Origin of the sequence: Mesorhizobium sp. CO1-1-7 (genome assembly GCF_020164885.1) — a bacterium.
Taxonomy (GTDB): domain Bacteria; phylum Pseudomonadota; class Alphaproteobacteria; order Rhizobiales; family Rhizobiaceae; genus Mesorhizobium; species Mesorhizobium australicum.
On sequence record NZ_JAIUHA010000001.1, the window covers coordinates 338141 to 359671 of the forward strand.

Annotated in this window: 21 protein-coding genes; 6 read left to right on the top strand and 15 right to left on the bottom strand. The window is 62.7% G+C overall.

The features are described 5' to 3' along the window. Positions 1 to 2: 2 nt before the first annotated feature. From pdeM to LB516_RS01525, 5 genes are all read right to left on the bottom strand, one after another. Complete coding sequence (gene pdeM, locus LB516_RS01505; RefSeq protein ID WP_140660666.1) at positions 3 to 719, bottom strand: ligase-associated DNA damage response endonuclease PdeM; 717 nt, start codon at positions 717 to 719, stop codon at positions 3 to 5. Beyond that, on the bottom strand, positions 716 to 3250 hold the full coding sequence (locus LB516_RS01510) for a ligase-associated DNA damage response DEXH box helicase (protein ID WP_224718788.1): 2535 nt from the start codon (positions 3248 to 3250) through the stop codon (positions 716 to 718). The genes pdeM and LB516_RS01510 overlap by 4 nt, the downstream gene beginning before the upstream one ends. A 68-nt stretch (positions 3251 to 3318) precedes the next feature. Then, entirely contained in the window at positions 3319 to 4179 is an 861-nt protein-coding gene (locus LB516_RS01515) for a C40 family peptidase (protein WP_224718789.1), read from the bottom strand. Between the two features lie 33 nt (positions 4180 to 4212). After that, positions 4213 to 4563, bottom strand: a complete 351-nt coding sequence (locus LB516_RS01520) for a MarR family winged helix-turn-helix transcriptional regulator (RefSeq protein ID WP_015319324.1) — start codon at positions 4561 to 4563, stop codon at positions 4213 to 4215. A 79-nt stretch (positions 4564 to 4642) separates the two neighbouring features. Further along, positions 4643 to 6007 (bottom strand): leucyl aminopeptidase family protein, encoded by a 1365-nt coding sequence (locus tag LB516_RS01525; RefSeq protein WP_224718790.1) that lies wholly within the window; start codon positions 6005 to 6007, stop codon positions 4643 to 4645. A 126-nt stretch (positions 6008 to 6133) separates the two neighbouring features. Here LB516_RS01525 and LB516_RS01530 point away from each other — a divergent pair, with 126 nt between their 5' ends. Next, positions 6134 to 6964 (top strand): tetratricopeptide repeat protein, encoded by an 831-nt coding sequence (locus tag LB516_RS01530; RefSeq protein WP_140821731.1) that lies wholly within the window; start codon positions 6134 to 6136, stop codon positions 6962 to 6964. A gap of 89 nt (positions 6965 to 7053) precedes the next feature. On the opposite strand, the gene LB516_RS01535 is transcribed toward LB516_RS01530, so the two are convergent. The 9 genes from LB516_RS01535 to LB516_RS01575 form a co-directional block, all read right to left on the bottom strand. Beyond that, on the bottom strand, positions 7054 to 8070 hold the full coding sequence (locus tag LB516_RS01535) for a type II secretion system F family protein (RefSeq protein ID WP_015319327.1): 1017 nt from the start codon (positions 8068 to 8070) through the stop codon (positions 7054 to 7056). Between the two features lie 9 nt (positions 8071 to 8079). Beyond that, positions 8080 to 9093 carry a type II secretion system F family protein gene (locus tag LB516_RS01540; RefSeq protein ID WP_015319328.1) on the bottom strand — a complete coding sequence of 338 codons (1014 nt, stop codon included), beginning with the start codon at positions 9091 to 9093 and terminating at the stop codon, positions 8080 to 8082. A 29-nt stretch (positions 9094 to 9122) separates the two neighbouring features. Next, on the bottom strand, positions 9123 to 10634 hold the full coding sequence (locus tag LB516_RS01545) for a CpaF family protein (RefSeq protein ID WP_015319329.1): 1512 nt from the start codon (positions 10632 to 10634) through the stop codon (positions 9123 to 9125). Positions 10635 to 10657: 23 nt separating this feature from the next. Then, complete coding sequence (locus LB516_RS01550; protein ID WP_224718791.1) at positions 10658 to 11947, bottom strand: CpaE family protein; 1290 nt, start codon at positions 11945 to 11947, stop codon at positions 10658 to 10660. 47 nt (positions 11948 to 11994) lie between these two features. Next, a complete protein-coding gene (locus LB516_RS01555) occupies positions 11995 to 12726 on the bottom strand; it encodes a CpaD family pilus assembly protein (protein WP_140787152.1) in 732 nt (243 codons plus the stop codon). Between the two features lie 14 nt (positions 12727 to 12740). Next, the gene (locus tag LB516_RS01560; RefSeq protein WP_140714024.1) at positions 12741 to 14255 is read right to left on the bottom strand and encodes a type II and III secretion system protein family protein; all 1515 of its coding nucleotides are present in this window, start codon (positions 14253 to 14255) and stop codon (positions 12741 to 12743) included. Then, on the bottom strand, positions 14252 to 15061 hold the full coding sequence (gene cpaB / locus LB516_RS01565; RefSeq protein WP_140614762.1) for a Flp pilus assembly protein CpaB: 810 nt from the start codon (positions 15059 to 15061) through the stop codon (positions 14252 to 14254). The genes LB516_RS01560 and cpaB overlap by 4 nt, the downstream gene beginning before the upstream one ends. A gap of 210 nt (positions 15062 to 15271) precedes the next feature. Then, positions 15272 to 15790, bottom strand: a complete 519-nt coding sequence (locus LB516_RS01570) for a prepilin peptidase (protein WP_140614763.1) — start codon at positions 15788 to 15790, stop codon at positions 15272 to 15274. A 188-nt stretch (positions 15791 to 15978) separates the two neighbouring features. Further along, complete coding sequence (locus LB516_RS01575) at positions 15979 to 16155, bottom strand: Flp family type IVb pilin (protein ID WP_140614764.1); 177 nt, start codon at positions 16153 to 16155, stop codon at positions 15979 to 15981. Positions 16156 to 16513: 358 nt separating this feature from the next. On the opposite strand from LB516_RS01575, the gene LB516_RS01580 reads away from it, so the two are divergent. The 3 genes from LB516_RS01580 to LB516_RS01590 all read left to right on the top strand — a co-directional run bounded on the left by LB516_RS01580 (position 16514) and on the right by LB516_RS01590 (position 18335). Then, complete coding sequence (locus tag LB516_RS01580) at positions 16514 to 16933, top strand: pilus assembly protein N-terminal domain-containing protein (RefSeq protein ID WP_140660658.1); 420 nt, start codon at positions 16514 to 16516, stop codon at positions 16931 to 16933. A gap of 138 nt (positions 16934 to 17071) precedes the next feature. Next, complete coding sequence (locus LB516_RS01585; RefSeq protein ID WP_015319337.1) at positions 17072 to 17653, top strand: TadE/TadG family type IV pilus assembly protein; 582 nt, start codon at positions 17072 to 17074, stop codon at positions 17651 to 17653. 40 nt (positions 17654 to 17693) lie between these two features. Then, on the top strand, positions 17694 to 18335 hold the full coding sequence (locus LB516_RS01590; protein WP_224593879.1) for a TadE/TadG family type IV pilus assembly protein: 642 nt from the start codon (positions 17694 to 17696) through the stop codon (positions 18333 to 18335). Positions 18336 to 18340: 5 nt separating this feature from the next. On the opposite strand, the gene LB516_RS01595 is transcribed toward LB516_RS01590, so the two are convergent. After that, complete coding sequence (locus LB516_RS01595) at positions 18341 to 19261, bottom strand: phosphate/phosphite/phosphonate ABC transporter substrate-binding protein (RefSeq protein ID WP_224718792.1); 921 nt, start codon at positions 19259 to 19261, stop codon at positions 18341 to 18343. Positions 19262 to 19396: 135 nt separating this feature from the next. On the opposite strand from LB516_RS01595, the gene LB516_RS01600 reads away from it, so the two are divergent. Both LB516_RS01600 and mutM read left to right on the top strand, forming a co-directional pair. Next, positions 19397 to 20638: a phosphopentomutase gene (locus LB516_RS01600; protein WP_140821368.1), complete on the top strand. Its 1242-nt coding sequence runs from the start codon at positions 19397 to 19399 to the stop codon at positions 20636 to 20638. Beyond that, positions 20631 to 21521 (top strand): bifunctional DNA-formamidopyrimidine glycosylase/DNA-(apurinic or apyrimidinic site) lyase, encoded by an 891-nt coding sequence (gene mutM, locus LB516_RS01605; protein WP_224718793.1) that lies wholly within the window; start codon positions 20631 to 20633, stop codon positions 21519 to 21521. Before LB516_RS01600 ends, mutM begins: the two co-directional genes overlap by 8 nt. Positions 21522 to 21531: the final 10 nt, after the last annotated feature.

Genomic DNA, 21531 nt, shown 5'->3' on the forward strand with positions numbered 1-21531 from the left:
TCTCAGCCTGGCCGCAGCATCGAGTGCGAGATGGCGAAGATGCGCTCGGTGCCGAGCATGTAGGCCATCAGCGACTCCAGGCGAAACAGCCCGGCATAGGCGCGGTCGAGCACGTTGAGCGAACCGGTATAGGCGCCGAAAGCCGGCATGATCATGCGGCCGCCATCGCCGGCAAAGCAGCGCCTGCGCACCGAGCGGCCTTGTTGCACGATGCGCGCGCAGGGGTGCAGATGACCAGATATTTCGCCCTCGACCCTCACCTTCGATGGCTCATGCCTGAACAGCAGCGAGCCTATGGCCAGTTCCCGCACGGTCTCGCCAGGCAGATCCGCCGGCGCTTCCGGGTCGTGATTGCCGGCGACCCAGAACCAGTCACGGCCTGCCATCTGCGCTTCCAGCCGTTCGCGAAAGCTCGAATGCATGCGCGCGGCGCCGCCGCCGTCGTGGAAGGAGTCCCCCAGGCTGATGACGATCGACGGCTGGTAGTCCGATATGACCGCCTGCAGCCTGAGCAGGGTCGCGCCAGTATCGTAGGGCGGGATGAGCGTGCCGCGCCGTGCCAGGGACGACCCCTTCTCCAGATGCAAGTCCGAAACTGTCAGCAGCTTGAGCTCGGGGAAATACAGCACGCCGCGCGGATCGCAGACCGCGCGCTCGTCCGCGATGCCGACGAGATCGGCCTCGGCGATCAGCGATGCGCGCGCCAGCGAAAAATTCATTCATCGACCATCCCGGGCCCCATCGCCTCTTCGACCAGTGTCGCCGCATCCATAAGCAGAGTTTCATCGGCCTCGCCGTTCACCGGCATCTTGCCGATCTCGAGCATGATCGGCACGGCAAGCGGCGATATCTGTTCGAGCGCCTTATGCATGATTCGACCCTGGATGCGCGAGAGCATGTCCGCAAGTCTGCTGACATCGAGCAGGCCGGTCGCCGCATCGGCACGCGTCGCCTGAAGCAGGATGTGGTCCGGCTCATGGCTGCGCAGCACATCGTAAATCAGGTCGGTCGACACGGTGACCTGCCGGCCGCTCTTCTCCTGGCCGGGGTGGCGTTTTTCGATCAGGCCCGAGATCAGCGCGCAATTGCGGAAAGTGCGCTTGAGAAGCCAGCTGTCGGCCAGCCAGGCTTCGAGATCGTCGCCCAGCATGTCCTGATCGAACAGCGCGCTCAGTGAAGGTTTCCTGGCTTTGAACATCGCGCCCATGTCGCCCAGCGACCATATGGCCAAGGCATAATCAGTGGCGACAAAGCCGAGCGGCCTGACGCCCGCCCTGTCTAGGCGACGGGTGAGCAACATGCCAAGCGTCTGGTGCGCCAGCCTGCCCTCAAAGGGATAGGCGACCAGATAATGGCGATTGCCACGCGGAAAGGTCTCGATCAGCAGATCGTCGCGCTTGGGCAGCATGGATTTGTCCGACTGGAACCGCAGCCAGTCGGCCACCTGCTCCGGCAGCTTCTTCCAGCGCTGCGGATCGTCCAGCATGATGCGGACCTGCTCTGCGAGGTAGGTCGAGAGCGGGAACTTGCCGCCGCCATAATATGGCACCTTGGCGTCGCTGCCGGGCGCGTTCGACACGAAGCACTCATTCTCGCGGATGCCCTCGAAACGCAGCACCTTGCCGGCGAACATGAAAGTATCGCCATGCGTCAACGTTTCGAGGAAGGCCTCCTCGATCTTGCCGAGCACGCGGCCACCGTGCGACGCCGCGCCTTTGCTGCCGGCCTTGACGTAACGCACGTTGAGGGCGGGCACCTCGATGATGGTGCCGACATTGAGCCTGTATTGCTGGGCGACGCGCAGATTGGAGACGCGCCACAGCCCGTCCTTGTTAAGGCGGATGCGGGCATAGCGCTCATAGTTCTTCAGTGCATAGCCACCGGTGGCTACGAAACCGACGACACGGTCGAAGGTCGGCCGATCGAGGCCGGCATAGGGTGCCGCCGTTCGTACCTCCTCGTATAGGTCATCGGCGCGGAACGGTGCGCCGCAGGCGCAGCCGAGCACATGCTGGGCCAGCACGTCGAGCCCGCCATTGACCAGTGGCGGCGTATCCTGCGCGCCGAGATAATTGGCGTCGAGTGCGGCCCGGCACTCCAGCACCTCGAAACGGTTGGCGGGGATCAAAATCGCCTTGGACGGCTCATCCATGCGGTGATTGGCACGGCCGATGCGCTGTGCCAACCGGCTGGCGCCCTTCGGAGCACCGACATGCACGACCAGATCGACATCGCCCCAGTCGATGCCGAGATCGAGCGTCGACGTGGCGACGATGGCGCGTAGCGCGTTCTCGCCCATTGCCTTCTCGACGCGCCGGCGCTGGGCGACGTCGAGCGAGCCATGATGCAAGGCGATCGGCAAGGTGTCCTCGTTGACGCGCCACAACTCCTGGAACAGCAGCTCCGCCTGGCTGCGTGTGTTGACGAAAAGCAAGGTCGTCTTGTGGCGCTTGATCTCGCGGTAGATTTCCGGCGTGGCGTAGCGCGCCGAGTGCCCTGCCCACGGCACGCGCTCCTCGGAATCGAGGATCGAGATTTCGGGCTTGGCACCACCCGTCACAGTGATCAATTCCGCCATGTCACCCGGTGGGTTCTGGCTGACCAGCCAGCGCCGCAATTCGTCCGGCTCGGCCACCGTCGCCGACAGGCCGATCGTCTGCAGGCTTGGGACAAAGCTGCGCAACCGCGCGAGGCCGAGCGCCAAAAGATGGCCGCGTTTCGACGTCACCAGCGAATGCAATTCGTCGAGCACGACATAGCGCAGATCCTCGAAGAAACGCCTGGCGTCGGAAGCCGCGATCAGCAGCGCAAGCTGCTCGGGCGTCGTCAAAAGAATGTCCGGCGGCACCAGCTTCTGGCGCTGGCGCTTGTGGGCGGGGGTGTCGCCGGTGCGCGTTTCGATGGTGACGGGCAGGCCGATCTCCTCGACCGGCTTCCCGAGATTGCGCTCGATGTCGACGGCCAGTGCCTTAAGCGGCGAGATGTACAGCGTGTGAATCCCGCGCCGCGCCTGGCCTGGTTTTCGCCTTGGCCTGACGGCCAGTTCGGTCAGCGACGGCAGGAAGCCGGCCAGCGTCTTGCCAGCGCCGGTCGGTGCGATCAGCAGCACCGATTGCCCCGCCTGGGCCTTCGCCAGGAGCTCGATCTGATGAGCGCGCGGCGACCAGCCTTTCTCGCCGAACCATTTTAGGAATGGCTCGGGCAAGACGACTGCGGCATTCTGGTCGGCGAGGCGGGGCTCAACTGTCACGCGCCAGAGGTAGCGCGGCGACAGTCAATCGCCAAGCAGATTCGGAACAAAAGGGGATCGAAAAAGCGTTACGGGCGCCGGAACCCTGTAGGCCCGCCATAGAGATAGCCGATGCGGGCGATTGCTTCCTTCAGCCCTTCGCGCGACACAAGCATGGTGTGGCCGTTGGCGTGGATCATGGTTTCGGCGTCGGTCATGATGGCGACATGCCCTTTCCAGAACACCAGGTCACCACGTCGCAGCCCCGAAAAATCAGGGCCCGCATCGAGGGGCTCGCCGATCGAGGCGGCCTGCATGTCGGAATCGCGCAGCACATTCCTGCCCGCCATGCGCATCGCCAGTTGCACCAGGCCGGAGCAGTCGATGCCGAAGCCGGAAACACCGCCCCATAGATAGGGCGTGCCGAGAAATGTCTCGGCCACAGACACATAGTCGCCGGCCACTTCGCCGATTGGCTGCAGATGGCCAGCGATCACGGCTTTACCGGAGGGCAGCAGCGCATAGTGCGTGCCCCGTGTTTCAGCGGCACCCGTAACGGCTACGGTCGATCCCATGGACAATTGCCCGGCAATCGGAAAGCGCAGGTCCGGACCGGGATAGAGAAACGTGCGTGGCACCGAAACGATATGAGTGGACGCATGGTCGCGCCCGCCCAGCATGGCATCGGCGACATAGCCGACATAGCCATCGCGTTCGCCCTGGACCCAGGCCCAGCCTTCAGTTTGCTCGAAGACGAGGACATCGTCGCCGAACAGGAACTGCGTGTTGGTGCCGGCATCCGGGCGTGGCGCCTTGCGCACTTCGGCAACGGATGCGGAAATCCGCGCCGGCCGGCCGGCGACGAAACGCTCCGCCGTGACCTCGCCTATCAGGCGCGAATCGGCAAGGTCGGAGCGGAAAGCGTGCAGGCGGGCGTCGTGGGCGGTCAAATCGGCAATCCAGTTAGTTAGACAGAGCACTTGTCAGATCGGCAGTTCGTGGGCCTTGGCGATGATACCATCTCCGAAACGCTCGACAAAGAGCGCGCCTTCGACGGTGCGCTTGATCAGGACGTTGCGCTTGTCGAGCTCGTCGCGATGGCGCGACACCAGTTTCAGCGCGCCCATCGTGTCGAGCGCGCGCGTGATAACCGGCTTGGTGACGTTGAGGCGGGCGGCGAGCCCGCGCACGGTGTGCGGCGGCGGATCGAGGTAGATGGTGAACAGGATCGCCGTCTGGCGCATGGTGAGATCAGGCGCGTCCTCGCGCACCTGCGACAGCATCACTTGCTGCCACAGTCGCAGGGCCTGGCTCGGGCGCATCGCAATCGACATCGCGCCAGCATGACGGCAAATTGTTTCGGTTCCGTTTCAGTTTCCAGCAATTTGCCGGCTCTGCTTGCGGGCCGTCCCTTCAGCCAAAGCGTGTCGAAATGACCCGCTCCAGCGCCCGGATGCCTTGCGCTTCACCACCAGCGGGGCCGTGGGGGCGATCGGTGGGGTTCCAGGCGAAGATGTCGAAATGCGCCCAGATTGCCGTCTTCTCGACGAAGCGCCTGAGGAACAGCGCCGCGGTGATCGAACCGGCGAAACCATCTGATGTGACGTTGTTGATGTCGGCTATCTTCGACGACAGTTTCGCGTCGTAAGGCCGCCATAGCGGCATGCGCCACAGCGGATCCTCGACCGCCAGCGCCGCCGCCGCCAGCTCCGAGGCAAGCGCCTCGTCATCGGTGTAGAAGGGCGGCAGGTCGGGGCCAAGCGCGACGCGGGCGGCGCCGGTCAGCGTCGCCATGTCGATGAGAAGCTGCGGCTCCTCGTCGTCGGCCAGCGCCAGCGCGTCGCCCAGCACCAGCCTACCCTCGGCGTCCGTGTTGCCGATCTCGACCGTGATGCCCTTGCGGCTCGCCAGCACGTCGCCCGGGCGGAAAGCGTTGCCGGCGATCGAATTCTCGACCGCGGGGATCAGCACGCGCAGCCGCACCTTGAGCCCGGCGGCCATGATCATCGAGGCCAGGCCCAGCACATTGGCGGCGCCACCCATGTCCTTCTTCATCAACAGCATGCCCGATGACGGCTTGATGTCGAGGCCGCCCGTGTCGAAGCAGACGCCCTTGCCGACCAGCGTCACCTTCGGCGCGCCCTGCCGCCCCCATGTCAGGTCGATCAGACGCGGGGCATCGGACGAAGCGCGGCCGACGGCATGGATCATCGGGAAGTTCTGTGCGAGCAGGTCGTCGCCCTTGATGACCGAGACTTCGGCCTTGTGAGCCCCAGCCAGGATCCGCACCGCCTTCTCCAGATCGTCCGGCCCCATATCGTTGGTCGGTGTGTTGACCAGGTCGCGCGTCAGGAAAACACCATCGACGACGCGGCGAACGCGCTGCGCATCGACGCCGGCCGGCAGCTCGAAGCGCAGCGCCTTGCCCGGTTTCTTGCCGTAGCGGGCAAAGACATAACCGCCGAGCACGATTGCAAGAGCCGCCAATTCCGGCTCCGCGGGCATGGAGGCAAAATGCCAATCGCCCTCCGGCAAGGTTTTCGCCAGCGCACCGACGGCAAGCGCGCCCTCGCCCTCACCGAGGCCGAACATGGCGCCGCCAAGCGCTCCGTTCTCGCCTGGCAGGACCAGCGTCCTGCCAGCCTCGCCGGAAAAGCCGTTTGCCTTGGCCCATGCGACAATAGACGGCGACAGACCGGCTGCCTCCAGTCTGTCCCTGGCGACCAGATGGATTGGCAGCGGGTTCTTCGGCTTGCTCTCGACCAGTTCAACGGACATCAGATGTTTCTCCTGCCGAGTTTGCGAGTCGGCGCGTCTTAACCCTCCGTTAGGGTTAACAGAATATTTCTGCTGGAGGGAAGATGGCCACGCAATGGCCACGCATGAATGGAGGCCCAGGTGCCGATGCCGACCAACCGCACGATAGACATCCGGGGAAAACGGCTCATTACCACGGCATTCATGCTAGCGCTCGCGGCGGGCGTTGCCGGTTGCGCGACCGACAAACTCACCACAGGCTCGATCGGACGCACCAGCGGCAAGCCGCTGGAAACGATGTCGGCGGGAGAATTGCACAACGCCACGGCCGCACTTGGCCAATCCTACGCGAGGAACCCCAACGACAAGCGGATAGCGACCAACTTCGCGGCGGCGCTGCAGATGGACGGCGATGCCGACCAGTCGCTTGCCGTGATGCGCAAGCTGGCGATCGCCTACCCCAAGGACCGCGAAGTTCTCGCCGCCTATGGCAAGGCATTGGCCGCCAATGGCCAGCTCGAGGCAGCGCTCGACGCCGTGCGCCGCGCACAAACGCCGGAATACCCCGACTGGAGGCTGGTGTCGGCGGAGGCGGCCATCCTCGATCAGGTCGGCCAGAAGGACGAAGCGCGCCAACTCTACCGCAAGGCGCTTGAACTCAAGCCGAACGAGCCATCGATCCTTTCCAATCTCGGCATGTCCTATGTGCTGGAAGGGGATCTGCGCACCGCCGAGACCTATATGCGCTCTGCCGCCCAGCAGCCGAATGCCGACAGCCGGGTGCGTCAGAACCTGGCGCTTGTTGTCGGGCTGCAAGGTCGCTTCGATGAAGCCGAGAAGATCGCCTCGCAAGAACTTTCCCCCGAACAAGCACAGGCCAACGTCGCCTATCTCCGGCAGATGCTGGCCCAGCAGAACGCCTGGAGCCAGCTCAAGGATCAGGACAAGGCGAAAACGGCGAAAACCGCCACCAACTGATCGTCGCGCGCGGCGCCCGATCGCGCCAAACGAAAGAGCCGCGTGGCATTTTCCGCGCGGCTCTTTCGCTTTGGATTGTGCGGATTCGCCTACTGGGTGCCGTTGCTTTGCGACTGGCCGAAGATGCCGCGCTGGCTGACCTGGATGCCGGCAGGACCCAGGATGATGGCGAACAGCACCGGCAGGAAGAACAGGATCATCGGCACGGTGAGCTTGGGCGGCAGCGCGGCGGCCTTCTTCTCGGCCGCGTTCATGCGCATGTCGCGGCTTTCCGCGGCAAGCACACGCAGTGCGAGCGCCACTGGCGTGCCGTAGCGCTCGGCCTGGACGAGCGCCTGTGACACGGACCTGACCGATTCCAAGCCGGTACGGCTCGCAAGATTCTCGTAAGCCTGCTTACGTTCCTGCAGGTATGAGAGCTCGGCGTTGGTCAGGATGAATTCTTCCGCCAGGGCCACCGATTGCGCGCCGATCTCGTCGGCGACTTTGCGCAGGCCGGCTTCCACCGACATGCCGGATTCCACGCAGATCAGCATCAGGTCGAGCGCATCCGGCCACGCCAGTTGGATCGACTGCTTGCGCTTGGTCGCGCGGTTGTTGACGTAGAGGACCGGCGCATAGAAGCCGCCATAGGCAACGAGGATGCAGACGAAAAGCCGGATCACCAATGGCTTGTCGGGCAACCCTCCGAGCACGAAAATATAGAACAGACCCAGCGCGAAACCGACAAAAGGAAGCACCAGACGGAAGAACAGAAATCGCGTTAGCGGATTTTGCCCGCGAAAGCCGGCGACCTTCAGCTTTTGCAAGGTGGACTCGTCGGCCAACGCACGGCGCAGATCGAGCCGGTCGACAATGTTGCGCATACCGACCGACTGCTGCTCGCGCAGGCCCTTGCGGCGGCGATCGGCCTCGTTCGCAAGCCGCGCGCGCTGCTTGGCGCGAAGCTCGTCACGCTCCAGCGCGACCGACTTCATGCGCGCCTTGAGCTGGTTTCCGCCAAGGGCCGGCAGCAGCGTAAAAACGGTTGCGAACACGGCGACAGCGACCAGCATCGCAATCAGGAGGCTGGGATCCGTCAGTGATTTGATGACTTGTTCGGTCATGCCACGGCCCTAGACTTCAAAATTCATCATCTTGCGCATCACGAAGATGCCGATCGACATCCAGATGCCGGAAACACCGAGGATCAGATGGCCGACGCTGGTCGTGAACAGCGGCATCAGGTAGTTGGGACTGGAGAGATAGACGAGAAAGGCAACGATGAAAGGCAAGGCGCCGATGATGGCGGCGGATGCTTTCGCCTCCATCGACAGGGCCGCGACCTTGGCCTTCATCTTCTTGCGGTCGCGCAAGACGCGCGAAAGATTGCCTAGCGCTTCGGAGAGATTGCCACCGGCTTGCGACTGGATCTGGATGACGATGCCGAAGAAGCTCGCCTCGGTGCATGGCATGGTTTCGGGCATGCGCAAGGTGGCGTCGGGGATCGACAGGCCCATCTGCTGCGAATCGACGATGCGGCGAAACTCGGTCTTGACCGGTTCAGGGGATTCGTTGGCGATCAGGCGTATGGCATCGTTCAGCGGCAGGCCGGACTTGACCGCCCGCACGATGACGTCGAGCGCGTTTGGAAATTCGTTGAGGAATGACTTGACGCGCCGGCTACGACGAAAAGAAACGAACCAACGCGGCAGGCCAAGCGCTCCGGCGAGCAGCACACCGGGCAAGACAATCATCGGCGCACCGGCCACGAACGCGACCACCGTCAGCGCGAGACCGCAGATGGCCGAATAAATATAGAAACGTTCGATCGACACCTTCATCCCAGCCTGGCGAAGCTGCGCTTTCAGCGGCGGCTTCTTGACGGCGATGTCCTTGGATTTCTGCTTTTCGTCGAGATCCTTCAGTGAATCCTGCACCGATTTGCGGCGCTTGGCGGCGTCGGCCGCCCGGTCGCGGGTGGCCTTGACGACGGAACGGTCCGTCTCGGCGGCCTTGATCGTTTCCAGCCGCCTGCCGGCCTGTTTCTCGTTGCTGATCTGGTTGAACAGAAATACATAGGCGACCGCGCCGGCGCTGAAGCCGGCGAGTACGACAAACGCCAGTACGGTGCCGTCAATTCCAAACATCGACCAGAACCTTCACGCCTGTGAGTGCGTCAGTCAGCACGTTTCTCCATGGCCTCGAGCGCTATTGCGAGGCGCTGCTCTTCGCCGTAGTAGCGCGCGCGTTCCCAGAAATGCGGGCGGCCGATGCCGGTCGAGACGTGTTCTCCCAGCAGCCTGCCGTTGGCGTCCTCGCCCTTGATGTTGTAGAGGACGATATCCTGGGTGATGACGACGTCGCCCTCCATCCCGATCACTTCGGTGATATGGGTGATGCGGCGCGATCCGTCGCGCAGGCGTGCCGCCTGGATGATGACGTCGATGGAGCCGACGACGATTTCGCGCACGGTTTTCTGCGGCAGCGAATAGCCGCCCATGGCGATCATGGATTCGATACGGTTCAGGCATTCGCGCGGGCTGTTGGAGTGGATCGTGCCCATCGAGCCGTCATGGCCCGTGTTCATCGCCTGAAGAAGGTCGAAGACCTCGGGTCCGCGCACTTCGCCGACGATGATGCGTTCAGGCCGCATGCGCAGGCAATTCTTGACCAGGTCGCGCATCGTCACCTCGCCCTCGCCCTCGAGATTGGGTGGACGCGTTTCCAGGCGCACGACATGCGGCTGCTGCAGCTGCAGTTCGGCCGAGTCCTCACAGGTGATGACGCGCTCGTCGCGGTCGATGTAGTTGGTCAGGCAGTTGAGCAATGTCGTCTTGCCGGAGCCGGTGCCGCCCGAGATGACGATGTTGCAGCGGACACGGCCGATGATCTTGAGAACTTCGGCCCCTTGCGGAGAGATGGCGCCGAACTTGACCAGCTGATCGAGCGTCAGCTTGTCCTTCTTGAATTTGCGGATGGTGAGCGCGGTGCCATCGATAGCCAACGGCGGCGCAATGACGTTGACGCGCGACCCGTCGGGAAGACGAGCGTCGCAGATCGGGCTGGATTCGTCGACGCGGCGGCCGACCTGGCTGACGATGCGCTGGCAGATATTGAGAAGCTGCTGGTTATCGCGAAACCGAATGCCGGTCTGCTCGACCTTGCCGTTCACTTCGATGTAGACGTTCTTGGACCCGTTGACCATGATGTCGGCGATGTCGTCGCGCGCCAGCAACGGCTCGAGCGGCCCATAGCCAAGCACGTCATTGCAGATGTCCTCGAGCAGTTCTTCCTGCTCGGCGATCGACATCGCGAAGTTCTTGATCGCGATGATGTCGTTGACGATGTCGCGGATTTCCTCGCGCGCGCTTTCGGGATCGAGCTTGGCGAGCTGCGACAGGTCGATCGTATCGATGAGAGCCGAGAACACCTGGCTCTTGGTGTCATAGTAGGTTTCGCTCTTTTCGCGGCCCCTCCTCGGTTCCGGCGCCATGGGTGGCGCTTCGACCGCGCGCCTGGCCGGCGGCGCGACAGGTGCGCTCGGCTGAGGCGTGGCCGCGGGCCGGGCAAGCACCGCGGTGTCGGCCGGACCCGCGGCGGCCGGCGCAATCGTAGCCGGTGCCGATGCCGGCTGGCGGAATTCCGGCGTGAACCGGTTGCCGTCGTCGTTGCCTCTTTTACCGAACATGACCGACTACCGACCCCATTGCGTCACTTCTTGTTGCGCGAGAGCTTGCCGAGCAGACTGCCCAGGCCAGCTTTCTTCTTCGCCCGGATTTCGCTGCGGCCCGTCAGCACATGGGCAATCTCGTTGATCGTGGCCACAACCGGATTCTTGGCATCCATCTCGCCCAGCATGCGCCCGTTGTTTGCGGCATTGCCGAACAGCAGGGGATCAAAGCCGATGACCGACATTGGTGTCAGGCCGAGCGGTTCGGCGAAATCGGATGCCGAGATCTCGGGCCGCTTGGGCACGCCGGCCTGGTTGATGATCAATTTCGGCGGCGGGTCGTTCGGACGAAGCCGCTTCAACATGTCGACCAGGTTCTTGGTGTTGCGCAGATTGGCCAGTTCCGGAGTCGCCGTGATGACGATCTCGTCAGCCTTGACCAGCGTGTTCTTGGCCCATCCCGTCCAGACATGAGGAACATCGAGCACAAGCAGCGGCACGCTGCGCTGCGCGGTATCGACAAGTTGCGCGAAGGCATCGGGATCGAAGTCGTAGACGCGTTCCAGCGTCGAGGGCGCCGCAAGCAGCGACAGGTGCTCGGCGCATTGGGTCAACAGCCGGTCGAGATAGACTTCGTCTATGCGCTCGGGCGAGAACACCGCCTCGGCAATGCCCTGGGCCGGATCCTGGTCGAAATTGATGTTGGCGGTGCCGAAGGCGAGATCGAGGTCGGCGACAATGACCTCGGATTTGAACAGCGAGGACATTGCCCAGGCGACGTTGTGGGCGATCGTGGAAGAGCCGACGCCACCCTTGGCGCCGACGAAGGCGACGGTGCGGCCGAGCGGTTCGGCATCCGGATCGACGAAGATCGACGACACGACGCTGACAACGTCGGCCATCGACACCGGCGCGATGACATATTCGGAGATGCCGGAACGGATGAGTTCGCGATAAAGGCCGACATCATTGTAGTGACCGATCACCACCACTTTCGAGGATGGATCGCAGTATTCCGAAAGCTGGGCGAGCTGCTCCAGCAATTGCTTGGGTTCGCTGCGCGATTCCAGCAGGATCAGGTTCGGTGTCGGCGCCGACTGGTAGAATTCGATTGCGGTGGCGACGCCGCCCATATGGACCTTGAGATGCGCCTTGGTCATGCGACGGTCCTCCCCGGCGCGCTGGACCGGATTGGCAACGCCCTCGGTCTCGCAGAATGCCTGGATCGAAATGCGCGGAACCGGCCGCAACGCCTGCATCGCGGCGACGTCCTGCGGCGAGGTATCGCCGCCCTCGACGGTGGCGTCATAGGCAAGGCTGCTCATGGTCATGCTCTTTCCGTGGCCTGTTCCTGGCGTCGCTTCTTTCCGAAGGCGGCTTAGTAAGTCACTTCCGAGTTGCCGAGGAATTCATCCGAAATGCCCCTGTCTTGGTAGACACCGATGGCTTTGCTGCGATTTGCCGCATCAATGGTGGTAGACTTGCGCGGCCCGAGAAGGTCGGCCGGATTGGCCATCTGGGCGGCCAGATTGTTCTGATAGGAGCAGCCGAAATCGGCGTAGTGCTTGTTTTCCGACGTTTCCACCAGGTCATCGGGCCAACGTCCGCATTTGTCGGTCTGTGCCCTCACCGCGATATAGGAGACGCGAACCGGGGCTGATGCCTCGCTCGATCCAGCCTGATAGGAGACCACGACGATCCGGTTGCGCTTGATACCGGCGGCGGCCGCGAGCCGGGCGAAATCACGGCCGGCCGCCGTGGCGGCAAGCTCGTTGGCGGATCCGCTTGGAACCTGGATCGTCAATGTCGGAGCGGCAGACTTGTCGTAGCCGTCGAGGAACCCCAGAAGCGTGTCGCGCTGCGCGCCGGTCATGCCACGGTCGCCGGCGCCGACGGGAAGATCGATCTTCTGGTTCTTCTCCGCGATGACGATCGGATGATTGGTGCGATAGTCGTCGGGGATGGCGCCGACGGTAATGCTGTCGCGGTGGGCGCAACCGGCCAGGAGAGCCGTCAACGCTGCCGCGAGGATCGGAAGGACCCGCAGGCCTGTCCGAGAACGGCCGGAGCGCATCGCCATGGTCTTTGCCTTCAATACTGACTGAGACATGTCCGCTTTCCCGTTCACTTGTAGATGAAGCCGACAACGCCATGATAGCGGCCGTTGGGCCTGTCGGTCTGCATGGTGCCGTAGACGCGATTGACACGCCCAAGGAACATGCCGGCCCCGTCGCTTGGAGGGTTGAAATTGTCGTCCGGCTTGGCGAGTTCATTGCGCGCTACCGGCTTCACCAGATAGGGCGTAATGATGATGACGAGCTCGGTCTCGTTGCGCACGAAATCCCTGCTGCGGAAGAGCGCGCCGAGCACCGGGATCTTTGTCAGTCCAGGCAAGCCGTTGACGGCTTGCCTGACATCGTCGCGAACAAGGCCGGCGATCATCATGGAGCCGCCGGAGGGCAGTTCCACCGTCGTATCGGCAAGACGCTTGCGCAGAGACAGGACATTCGTGCCGGGACTTGTCACACCCGAGGACAGCGAAACGGACCCTTCGGTGGTCGGCTCGGAAACCGACGTTCTGACTTTCAGGCTGATGCGACCGGGAGACAGCACCACCGGCTGGAACTCAAGGCCGATGCCATATTCGATCTTGTCGATGGTATAGTTCTTCAGGCCAGTCTGGTTGTCGGTCGACACGTTCGCCGTGACGCCGCTCACCATGTTGTATTCACCGCCGACCTTGAAGGTTGCCTTCTCGCCGGATACGGCAGTCAAGGTGGGCTCGGCCAAGGTCTTCATGACCCCGGACTGCTCCATGGCATTGACATAGGCTTGCAGCCCCGAGGCGCCTATATTGAACCCCGAATTCGACAGCTGCTTACCGAGTCCGGTGAAATTGTCGCTAATCGCTCCATAGCTGATGCCGTTGCTGCCGCCGCTGCCGACCATATTGACGCCGAGCTGCTTCATCACGGAACGGCTGACTTCGGCCACCGTCACCTTCAGCGTGACCTGATCATCTCCGATGATCTGCAGCAGATTGACGATCTGGCTGACGCGGCGCTCCTGGTCCGGATTGTTGATGTCGACACCGCTCTGGGCCGAGCCGCCAGCGGCGGTCTGCGAATATTGTCCCGTCGTCGCTTCACCGCCGGACACAAACATATTTGCCAGCTGTTCGGCACGCTTGGCATCCAAGGGGGTATCCACGGTGCCGGTCAGAACCACGTTGTCGTTGAGCAGTTCCACTTTGACGGCCGAGGTCGGAAGGAAGCGCTTGATATAGTCTTCCAGGCCGGCGACGTCGCGCTCGATGGCCAGGTCCAGGCTGGCGATCTGTTCGCCGTTCGGTCCAAAGACGAAGATGTTGGTTTCGCCGACCGACTTGCCAAAGAGATAGATACGCCTTGCGGTACGGGTCACGGCGTCGGCAACGGAGGGATTGGCGACAAGAATGTCATAGGCATCGCTCGGCAGGTCTATGACCACCGACTTGTTGAGGCCAAGCTTGACGCGCTGGGTGGCTGTCGTGGCCGACACCTGCGTGCTCTTCGCCTCGACGCCCTGCACATTCGCTCCGACGAGCAGCAGGCCGAATGCCATGGCTGCGATTGCCGGCAGTTTAGCGCTTAGCCTCATTTCCTTGCCCCTACCTCGGAGACTTCGCCCGACTTGATCAGCCTCACCGTTCCCCTGCGACCATTGCCGGAAACGAGATAGTCGGCCTCGTCCACATTCTTTTCCTGGGTGTCCGTGATCGCCCGCAGCGCCAGCGTCAGGCGATCCGCCATCTGCTGGGCAACGGTGATGATCTCCGCCTGTTTGGGTGTCAGCTCCAGCGTGGCGGTCTGGCCTACCCTGGTCTTCTTGCCTTCCTCGTCTTCCTGGATGGTCTGATCGATTGCCAGGACGCGGATATTCTTCAGGATGGTCTCGGTGCTGAAGCCGGCCCCGGTGTTGGCATCGGCCCTGCGGGTCATGATGACGTCGACGAAATCGTTTGGAAGAATGAAGCCGCCGGCCGAGGTGTCGGCCGATATGGTCGTGGCGACCGCCCGCATGCCGGAAGGCAGGATGGACGACATGAAGCTTTGCCCCTCGCCGATCAGCTTGGAGCGCCGCACGGGCTCGCCCGCATACATCGGCACACGGGCAATCGACCCTTTCAGCTTCTCCAGGGCATCGGGAGCGGTGGCCTTGGTGATGAAATTCGCGTTGATGCCGTCAGCGGGCCAGGATTGCCAGGCGATGCTGTTCTGGAGCGCGTTGCCCATCGCGACATCACCCGAAAGCACGAGCACATCCTGCAGGGATACCGCCGGGGCCTGGGGGCCAGAATCGACGACGATCTGAGGCGGCGGAGCGACCATGTTTTTTGCGACATAGCCAGCACCGCCCGCCGCGGCCACCGCCACGCTCAGAATAATCAATCGGGATGCTGGCATCTGTCCGAACCCTCGCCCTTGGCAAACCACCTAGCCAAGCCGGACTTTGCAGCGGCAATCGTCAAAACAAGGTTAATGCAATGCTTACGATCGTGATTAATTTAAGGTTTACATAAATTGGATGGATCGCGCCGAGATGCGCTGAAATGCTGGGCCGCCGCTCCGCAAAACGGCTTGCAAGGCATGCCAGCCGACGAAAATTTGATGAATTCAGTTTGCCAGCCTTGCCAGCGCCCATACCATCAAGGGGGAATCCGGGAAGGTCAGCAGTCCGCCCAGGCCGAGCGCGATCCCGTAGGGAACACCGGCCGACTCTTCGGCGAAATGACGCAGGAATGGATTGCGGCCGGTGAAAACCGCCAGCGTCGACTTCCGGTAAAGCAGGATCGCGATTGTCAGAAGGCCGCCGATGAATGTCGAGACGACCAGATATTCGACGAGATGCACGTTGAGCCCCATCCACACGGCCGTGGCGGCCAGCAGTTTGGCGTCGCCGCCGCCCATGCCACCCAAGGCGAACAGGCCGAACGTCACGGCAAGGACGATGGCGCCGGCGGCGAAATGTCCGCCATAGGCTGCCCAGTCCATGCCCGTCAGCGGCGCCACCAGCGCGAAGACGACGACAAGCAGCACCGGCACGCGATTGGCGATCGTCATCGACAGCATGTCGGAGATCGCGGCGAACAGCATGCAGAACGGGAAGACGACGAAGATCAGGGCTTCAAGCATCGGCGCTTATGCCTATTGTGCGGATTTCCAGGATACTCAATCTAGGTCGGTTCGATTAACGATTGATGAGGTCCGCATGAAAAGACGGTCGTTGTCGGCAGCACTCTGGACCGGTCACAGAGAAACAGGGGCCGCAATGTGCCGACCCCTGTCCAGAATGCAATCCAGGTGATCAGCAAATAAGCAGATCAGCTGCCGCTGCTGTTCAGCGTTGTACCGATGGTCGTGAACTTGGCGTTGATGGCATTGCCGAGCGCGCCTGCGCCGGTGATGATGGCGAGCGCGATGAGAGCGGCGATCAGACCATATTCGATGGCGGTCGCGCCGGATTCGTCTTTCACGAAACGTGCGATGAGATTAGACATTCGAGAGCTCCTACTCCACGTGTTACAGCACTTCCGTCAACTTCTGTGATGGTTGATCGGATGCTGCAAATCTAGGGAGAAGCTCTTTCGATCGGCTTAATAAACAGCCTTACCGATTCCTTTCCCGGCTAGAACATGTTGCGTGGTTAACTCCACACTAAGCGCTGGCTAATGTTCTGTTTTGCAGGTCGACGCCGCAAACGGCAAGGGCTTGGGCAGGCTTGCGACGCCTGCACGAGTCCGATGGTGCGCTCGGCCATGCCGACCGCCATATCCGGGCGCAACAAGTCAACTTAACCGTTGGTTCACCAATCTCGTTCATGTTCTGTTGAACAGTCCGCTTGCGTGGAGCGCCGTGATGGCCGTGCCGAGATCCTCAATTCTGATTGCCGTGCTTCTTGCCGCCAGCTTGACCGCGCCCGCCAGGGCCGGCGCCGGGATCGAGGTCACCATGAACCAGGCCAAGATCGTGAAATTGTCGCGCCCCGCCGATACGATCGTCGTGGGCAACCCGGCAATCGCCGACGCCTCCGTCCAGGATGCCTCGACGATCGTGCTCACCGGCAAGGGTTTCGGTGTCACCAATCTCGTCGTTCTCGACCCAGAGGGCAGCCCGATCGTCGACGCACAGGTTACCGTGGTCCGCCAGGCGGCCTCGTCGGTTCGCATTTACCGGCGCGCGGAGGTCCAGACCATGTCGTGCACGCCCTATTGCGAAAGCTCCTACAAGAGCGACGCGGAGAAATCGTCCGAAGCCGAGATGAGCGTCAGCAAATAAGCCATGCGGGCCGTGCCAGCGCCCAGGTTACTGCCTGGTTAAAGCGCCTGCGCCGAGTTTAACGATCATTCAAACCGGACCTCAATTGGTTTGCACTAATACACCTGTCAGCACCGTCCAGGATGGCAGGAACATCGCATGAGCAAGGAAATCGGCTCGACAGATCAACGCAAGATCGAGCGCGCCAGGCCTTTCCAGCGCTTCGTGCGCGACCGGCGCGGCGCCACGGCGCTCGAGTTCGCGCTGCTTGCGATGCCGTTCGCGCTTCTCGTCTTCGCCATCCTCGAAAGCTGCATCTCGTTTGCCAGCCAGGAGGTGATGGCCAACATTACAGACGATGTCGCGCGCCGGCTGCGCACCGGCCAGTTGAGGGCCGCTGACGTCGCCGGAGACAATTTGAAGAACATGATCTGCGGCAAGCTGGAAATCATCGTTTCGCAGGATTGCCCCAATCAGTTGAGCGTCGATCTTCGCCAGTACACGGCTTTCGCCGACGCGGCCCAGGCCGGCTTCAGGATTCAGGGCGGTAACATCCAGCTGACGAATAGCGGCGCCGATGTGCCCTTTACCGTCACGGCGGGTGCGGCGGAGTCAAGGAACATGCTGCGGGTTTTCTACAAATGGCCCATCATGACCAACCTGATGGCGCAGTCGATGGGCGGCAACAAAACGCTGCATTTCGCTTCGGTGACCTGGCAGAACGAGCCGTTCGACAATTGAGACAATCACCGAAGCAACAACAAGAAAAAAGGCAGTGAATATGATGCGTGCGGGGGCACATCAGGGAATTGCTGGGCTCTGGGGCAAATCAATGCTCTGGGGCAAATCAATCCGGTTCTGGTCCAATCGTCGTGGCGTCGCGGCGGTCGAGTTCGCGCTTATCGCGCCTATCCTGCTGGTCATGTATTTCATGACCATGGAGGCTTCGCAGGCCATCGAGACGAGCAAGAAGGTCAGCCGTGTCGGCAGCATGGTCGCCGATCTCGTCACACAACAGCCGACCATCGCCAAAGTGGACCTCGATGCCATCATGAAGATCGGCACCTTGACCCTTCAACCCTATAACCGCTCCGTGCCGGACATCACCATCACGGCCATACAGGTCACCACCGATGCCACGCCGCAGGTCCTGGTGGTGTGGTCGCGCAAGGTGGTCAACGGTGTGAACGGCGTCGGGGCCACCGCCGGCACCGCCACCACGGTTCCGGCAAGCCTCAGGGTCCCCGGAACCTTCCTCGTCCGCGTCGACAGCACCCTGGCCTATAAGCCGATCATCAGCTGGACGACCGACAGCCAACAGAAGCTCGGGTTTGTCGAGACGCTCGCCAAAGGCATGACGATGAGCGAAACCTATTATCTGCGTCCCCGCAGAAGCGTCACGATCCCTTGCAGCGATTGCTGAAGGACTTATTGCCGCCCATCGACCGATACCATCCGCACGATGGCCTCCGCCGCCGCATAGTCCTTGGGAGCCACGGGCATGAAGCCGCCAGCATGCTTCGGCTCCAGAAGGTCGTAGACATCCGGCGTCGTCGATTTGAGGTTGGTGAGGAACACGGTCAGCCGACGCTTGGCTTCCGGATCGAGGTCGCCGCGCACCGCATGGGGACCGTATCTCAGCAGACCCGACGTCCACACGACCTGAAGGGCCGAGGCCGAAAGGCCCGACGATTCGAGCCTTGCCTGCGTGCCCCCAGGCAGTCGCGGCTGACCATCGGCCGCTGCCTTCACCCAGCCGAACATGGCGTCGGCCTCGCCGTCGACGAGCATGGTTTCAGCCGCCGACGCCGACGGGGCATGGACAAGGAATGGTGCGTCTTCGGCGATCCTGACGTGTTCGGCGGCCAAGCCCGCCAGCGGCAAAAGCGAACCGCCGACGCTGTCCGGCGGCGGCATGGCGATCCGGCGGGTCTCCATGTCAGCCAGGCCGGGCAATTCGCCGTCCCTGGTCAGCAGTACCGAGCGGATGCCGGCCGCACCGTCTGAATCGACCGGAGCTACGAGCGGCTCGACGCATTCGCAGCGTTGCAGCGCCGTGGCGTAGGCGGTCGCCGAATAGATGGCGTATTCGATCCGCGCATTGGCCTGTGCCTCGATCAGTGCCGCGTAATCGCGGGAAACGACGAATTCCACCTTCATGCCGAGCGCATTGGTAAAGGCTTGCGTCAGCACGGCCAGCCCCGGAACGGTATTGCCGGCGCCGGGTTCGGCGACGATACCGATGCGAAATGTGCCGATATCGTCGCGCCAGTCTGCCCACGCCGGTCCACAACAGAACGCACCGTTCACAGCCATGAGGGCAGTCCATGTCTTGAGCGCAGCCTTCATGACAGGACCGCCTTGCCTCTTGTTTCGTCCATGGGCGCCCAACTGGTCGCGACACCTGATCTTTGCGCCTTCCGAATTGCCAAGGCCGCCATGGAACCCTATGTCTTGAGGTCCACACTGGCAACAAATGACCCGATGGCGCGTGCATTCCTCTTTGTCCTGGATTCCTTCGGCATCGGCGGCGCGGCCGACGCAGAACGTTATGGCGACGCCGGTGCAAACACGCTGGCGCACATCGCCGAAGCTTGCGCGGAAGGGCGCGCCGATCGCGACGGGCTTCGTCAGGGACCATTGTTCGTCCCCCATCTGGCATCGCTGGGACTTGGCAAGGCGGCCGAGACGGCGACAGGACTGGGTTTTACCCATTTCGGGACGGACCTGCTCGCCAATGCCTTCCATGGCGCGGCGCAGGAGATTTCGAGCGGCAAGGACACGCCTTCCGGCCACTGGGAGATCGCAGGCCTGCCAGTACGCTTCGACTGGGGTTATTTCCCGGATACGGTTCCCGCCTTTCCGGCCGACCTGACCGAGGCGATCATCCGCGAGGGCAAGGTTTCAGGCATCCTCGGCAATTGCCATGCGCCAGGCACCGAGATCATCGAGCGGTTCGGCGAGGAACACATCCGCACGGGCAAGCCGATCTGCTACACATCGGTCGATTCCGTCCTGCAGATCGCCGCGCATGAGATCCATTTCGGCCTGGAGCGGCTCTATGAATTGTGCCAGGTGGTGCGCCGGCTGGTTGACCCGCTGAGGATCGGACGGGTGATCGCGCGCCCCTTCGTCGGCGAGACGTCAGCCACCTTCGAACGAACCTACAACCGCCACGACTACGCCGTGCCGCCACCCGAAGCGACATTGCTCGACCGGCTGACGGCGCGTGGCAGCCGCGTCATCGCCGTTGGCAAGATCGGCGACATCTTCGCCCATCGCGGGATTTCGCAGGTGCGCAAGGCTGCGGGCAACATGGCCATGTTCGACCAGGCGCTGGGCGCCATGGACGAGGCCGGCGACGGTGACCTCGTGTTCGCCAATTTCGTCGATTTCGACACCGAATTCGGCCATCGCCGCGACGTCGCCGGTTATGCCGCCGCACTCGAGGCCTTCGACCGGCGTCTGCCGGAGGCGTTTGCGAAGCTGAAGCAGGGCGACCTTCTCATCCTGACCGCCGACCACGGCAACGATCCGACCTGGCGCGGCACCGATCATACGCGCGAACGCATTCCGGTCATCGGCACTGGACCCGGCCTCAAAGGCGGCGACATAGGGCTGAGGGCGACATTCGCCGATATCGGCGAGACGGTTGCCGAACATCTGCGGCTGGCGCGCGGCCGTAACGGCACGTCCTTCCACGCCACGATTGGCGGCCATGCCTGAATTGCCCGAAGTCGAAACGGTCCGGCGCGGCCTGCAGCCGGTCCTGGAAGGTGCCCATCTGGCCAAGGTCGAGATGAGACGACCCGATCTGCGCTTCCCCTTTCCCGAACGGTTCTCGGAGCGGCTGACAGGCAGGACGGTCACGGCGCTTGGCCGGCGCGCCAAATATCTGACCATGCATATGCAAGGCGGTCCGGTTCTGATCTGCCACCTCGGCATGTCGGGCTCCTTTCGCATCGAGACCGGCGACGACGACGAGACAACGGGCGTGTTCCATCATGAGCGTTCGAAGAGCGCGGCGCACGATCATGTCGTGTTCCATGTCGTTTCCGCGGCCGGCGCGCGCTCCCGGGTGATCTTCAACGACCCGCGCCGCTTCGGTTTCATGCTGTTTGCGGAAGAGCCGCCGGAGACGCATCCGATGCTGGGCGGACTGGGTGTCGAGCCCACCGGCAATGCGCTGGACGGCGGTCTGCTTGCCTCGCTGCTGAAAGGCCGCAGAGCGCCGCTCAAGGCAGCGCTTCTCGACCAGAGGCTGATCGCCGGCTTAGGCAATATATACGTCTCGGAGGCGCTCTGGCGCGCAGGGCTGTCACCCCTGCGCGAGGCAGGCACCATCGCCAAGCCAGGCAAGAAGGCCAGGGAACAAAGCGAAGGCCTCGCCGAGGCAATCCGTTCGGTCGTCGCGGACGCCATCGCGGCCGGCGGGTCTTCACTGCGCGACTATGTGCACACCGATGGGTCGCTGGGCTATTTCCAGCATTCCTTCGCCGTGTACGACCGCGAGGGTGAGCCTTGCCCCAAGCCCGGCTGCCGCGGCCATGTCGAACGTATCGTGCAGAGCGGACGCTCGACCTTCTATTGCCGGACCTGTCAGAGGTAGGCTAGACCGC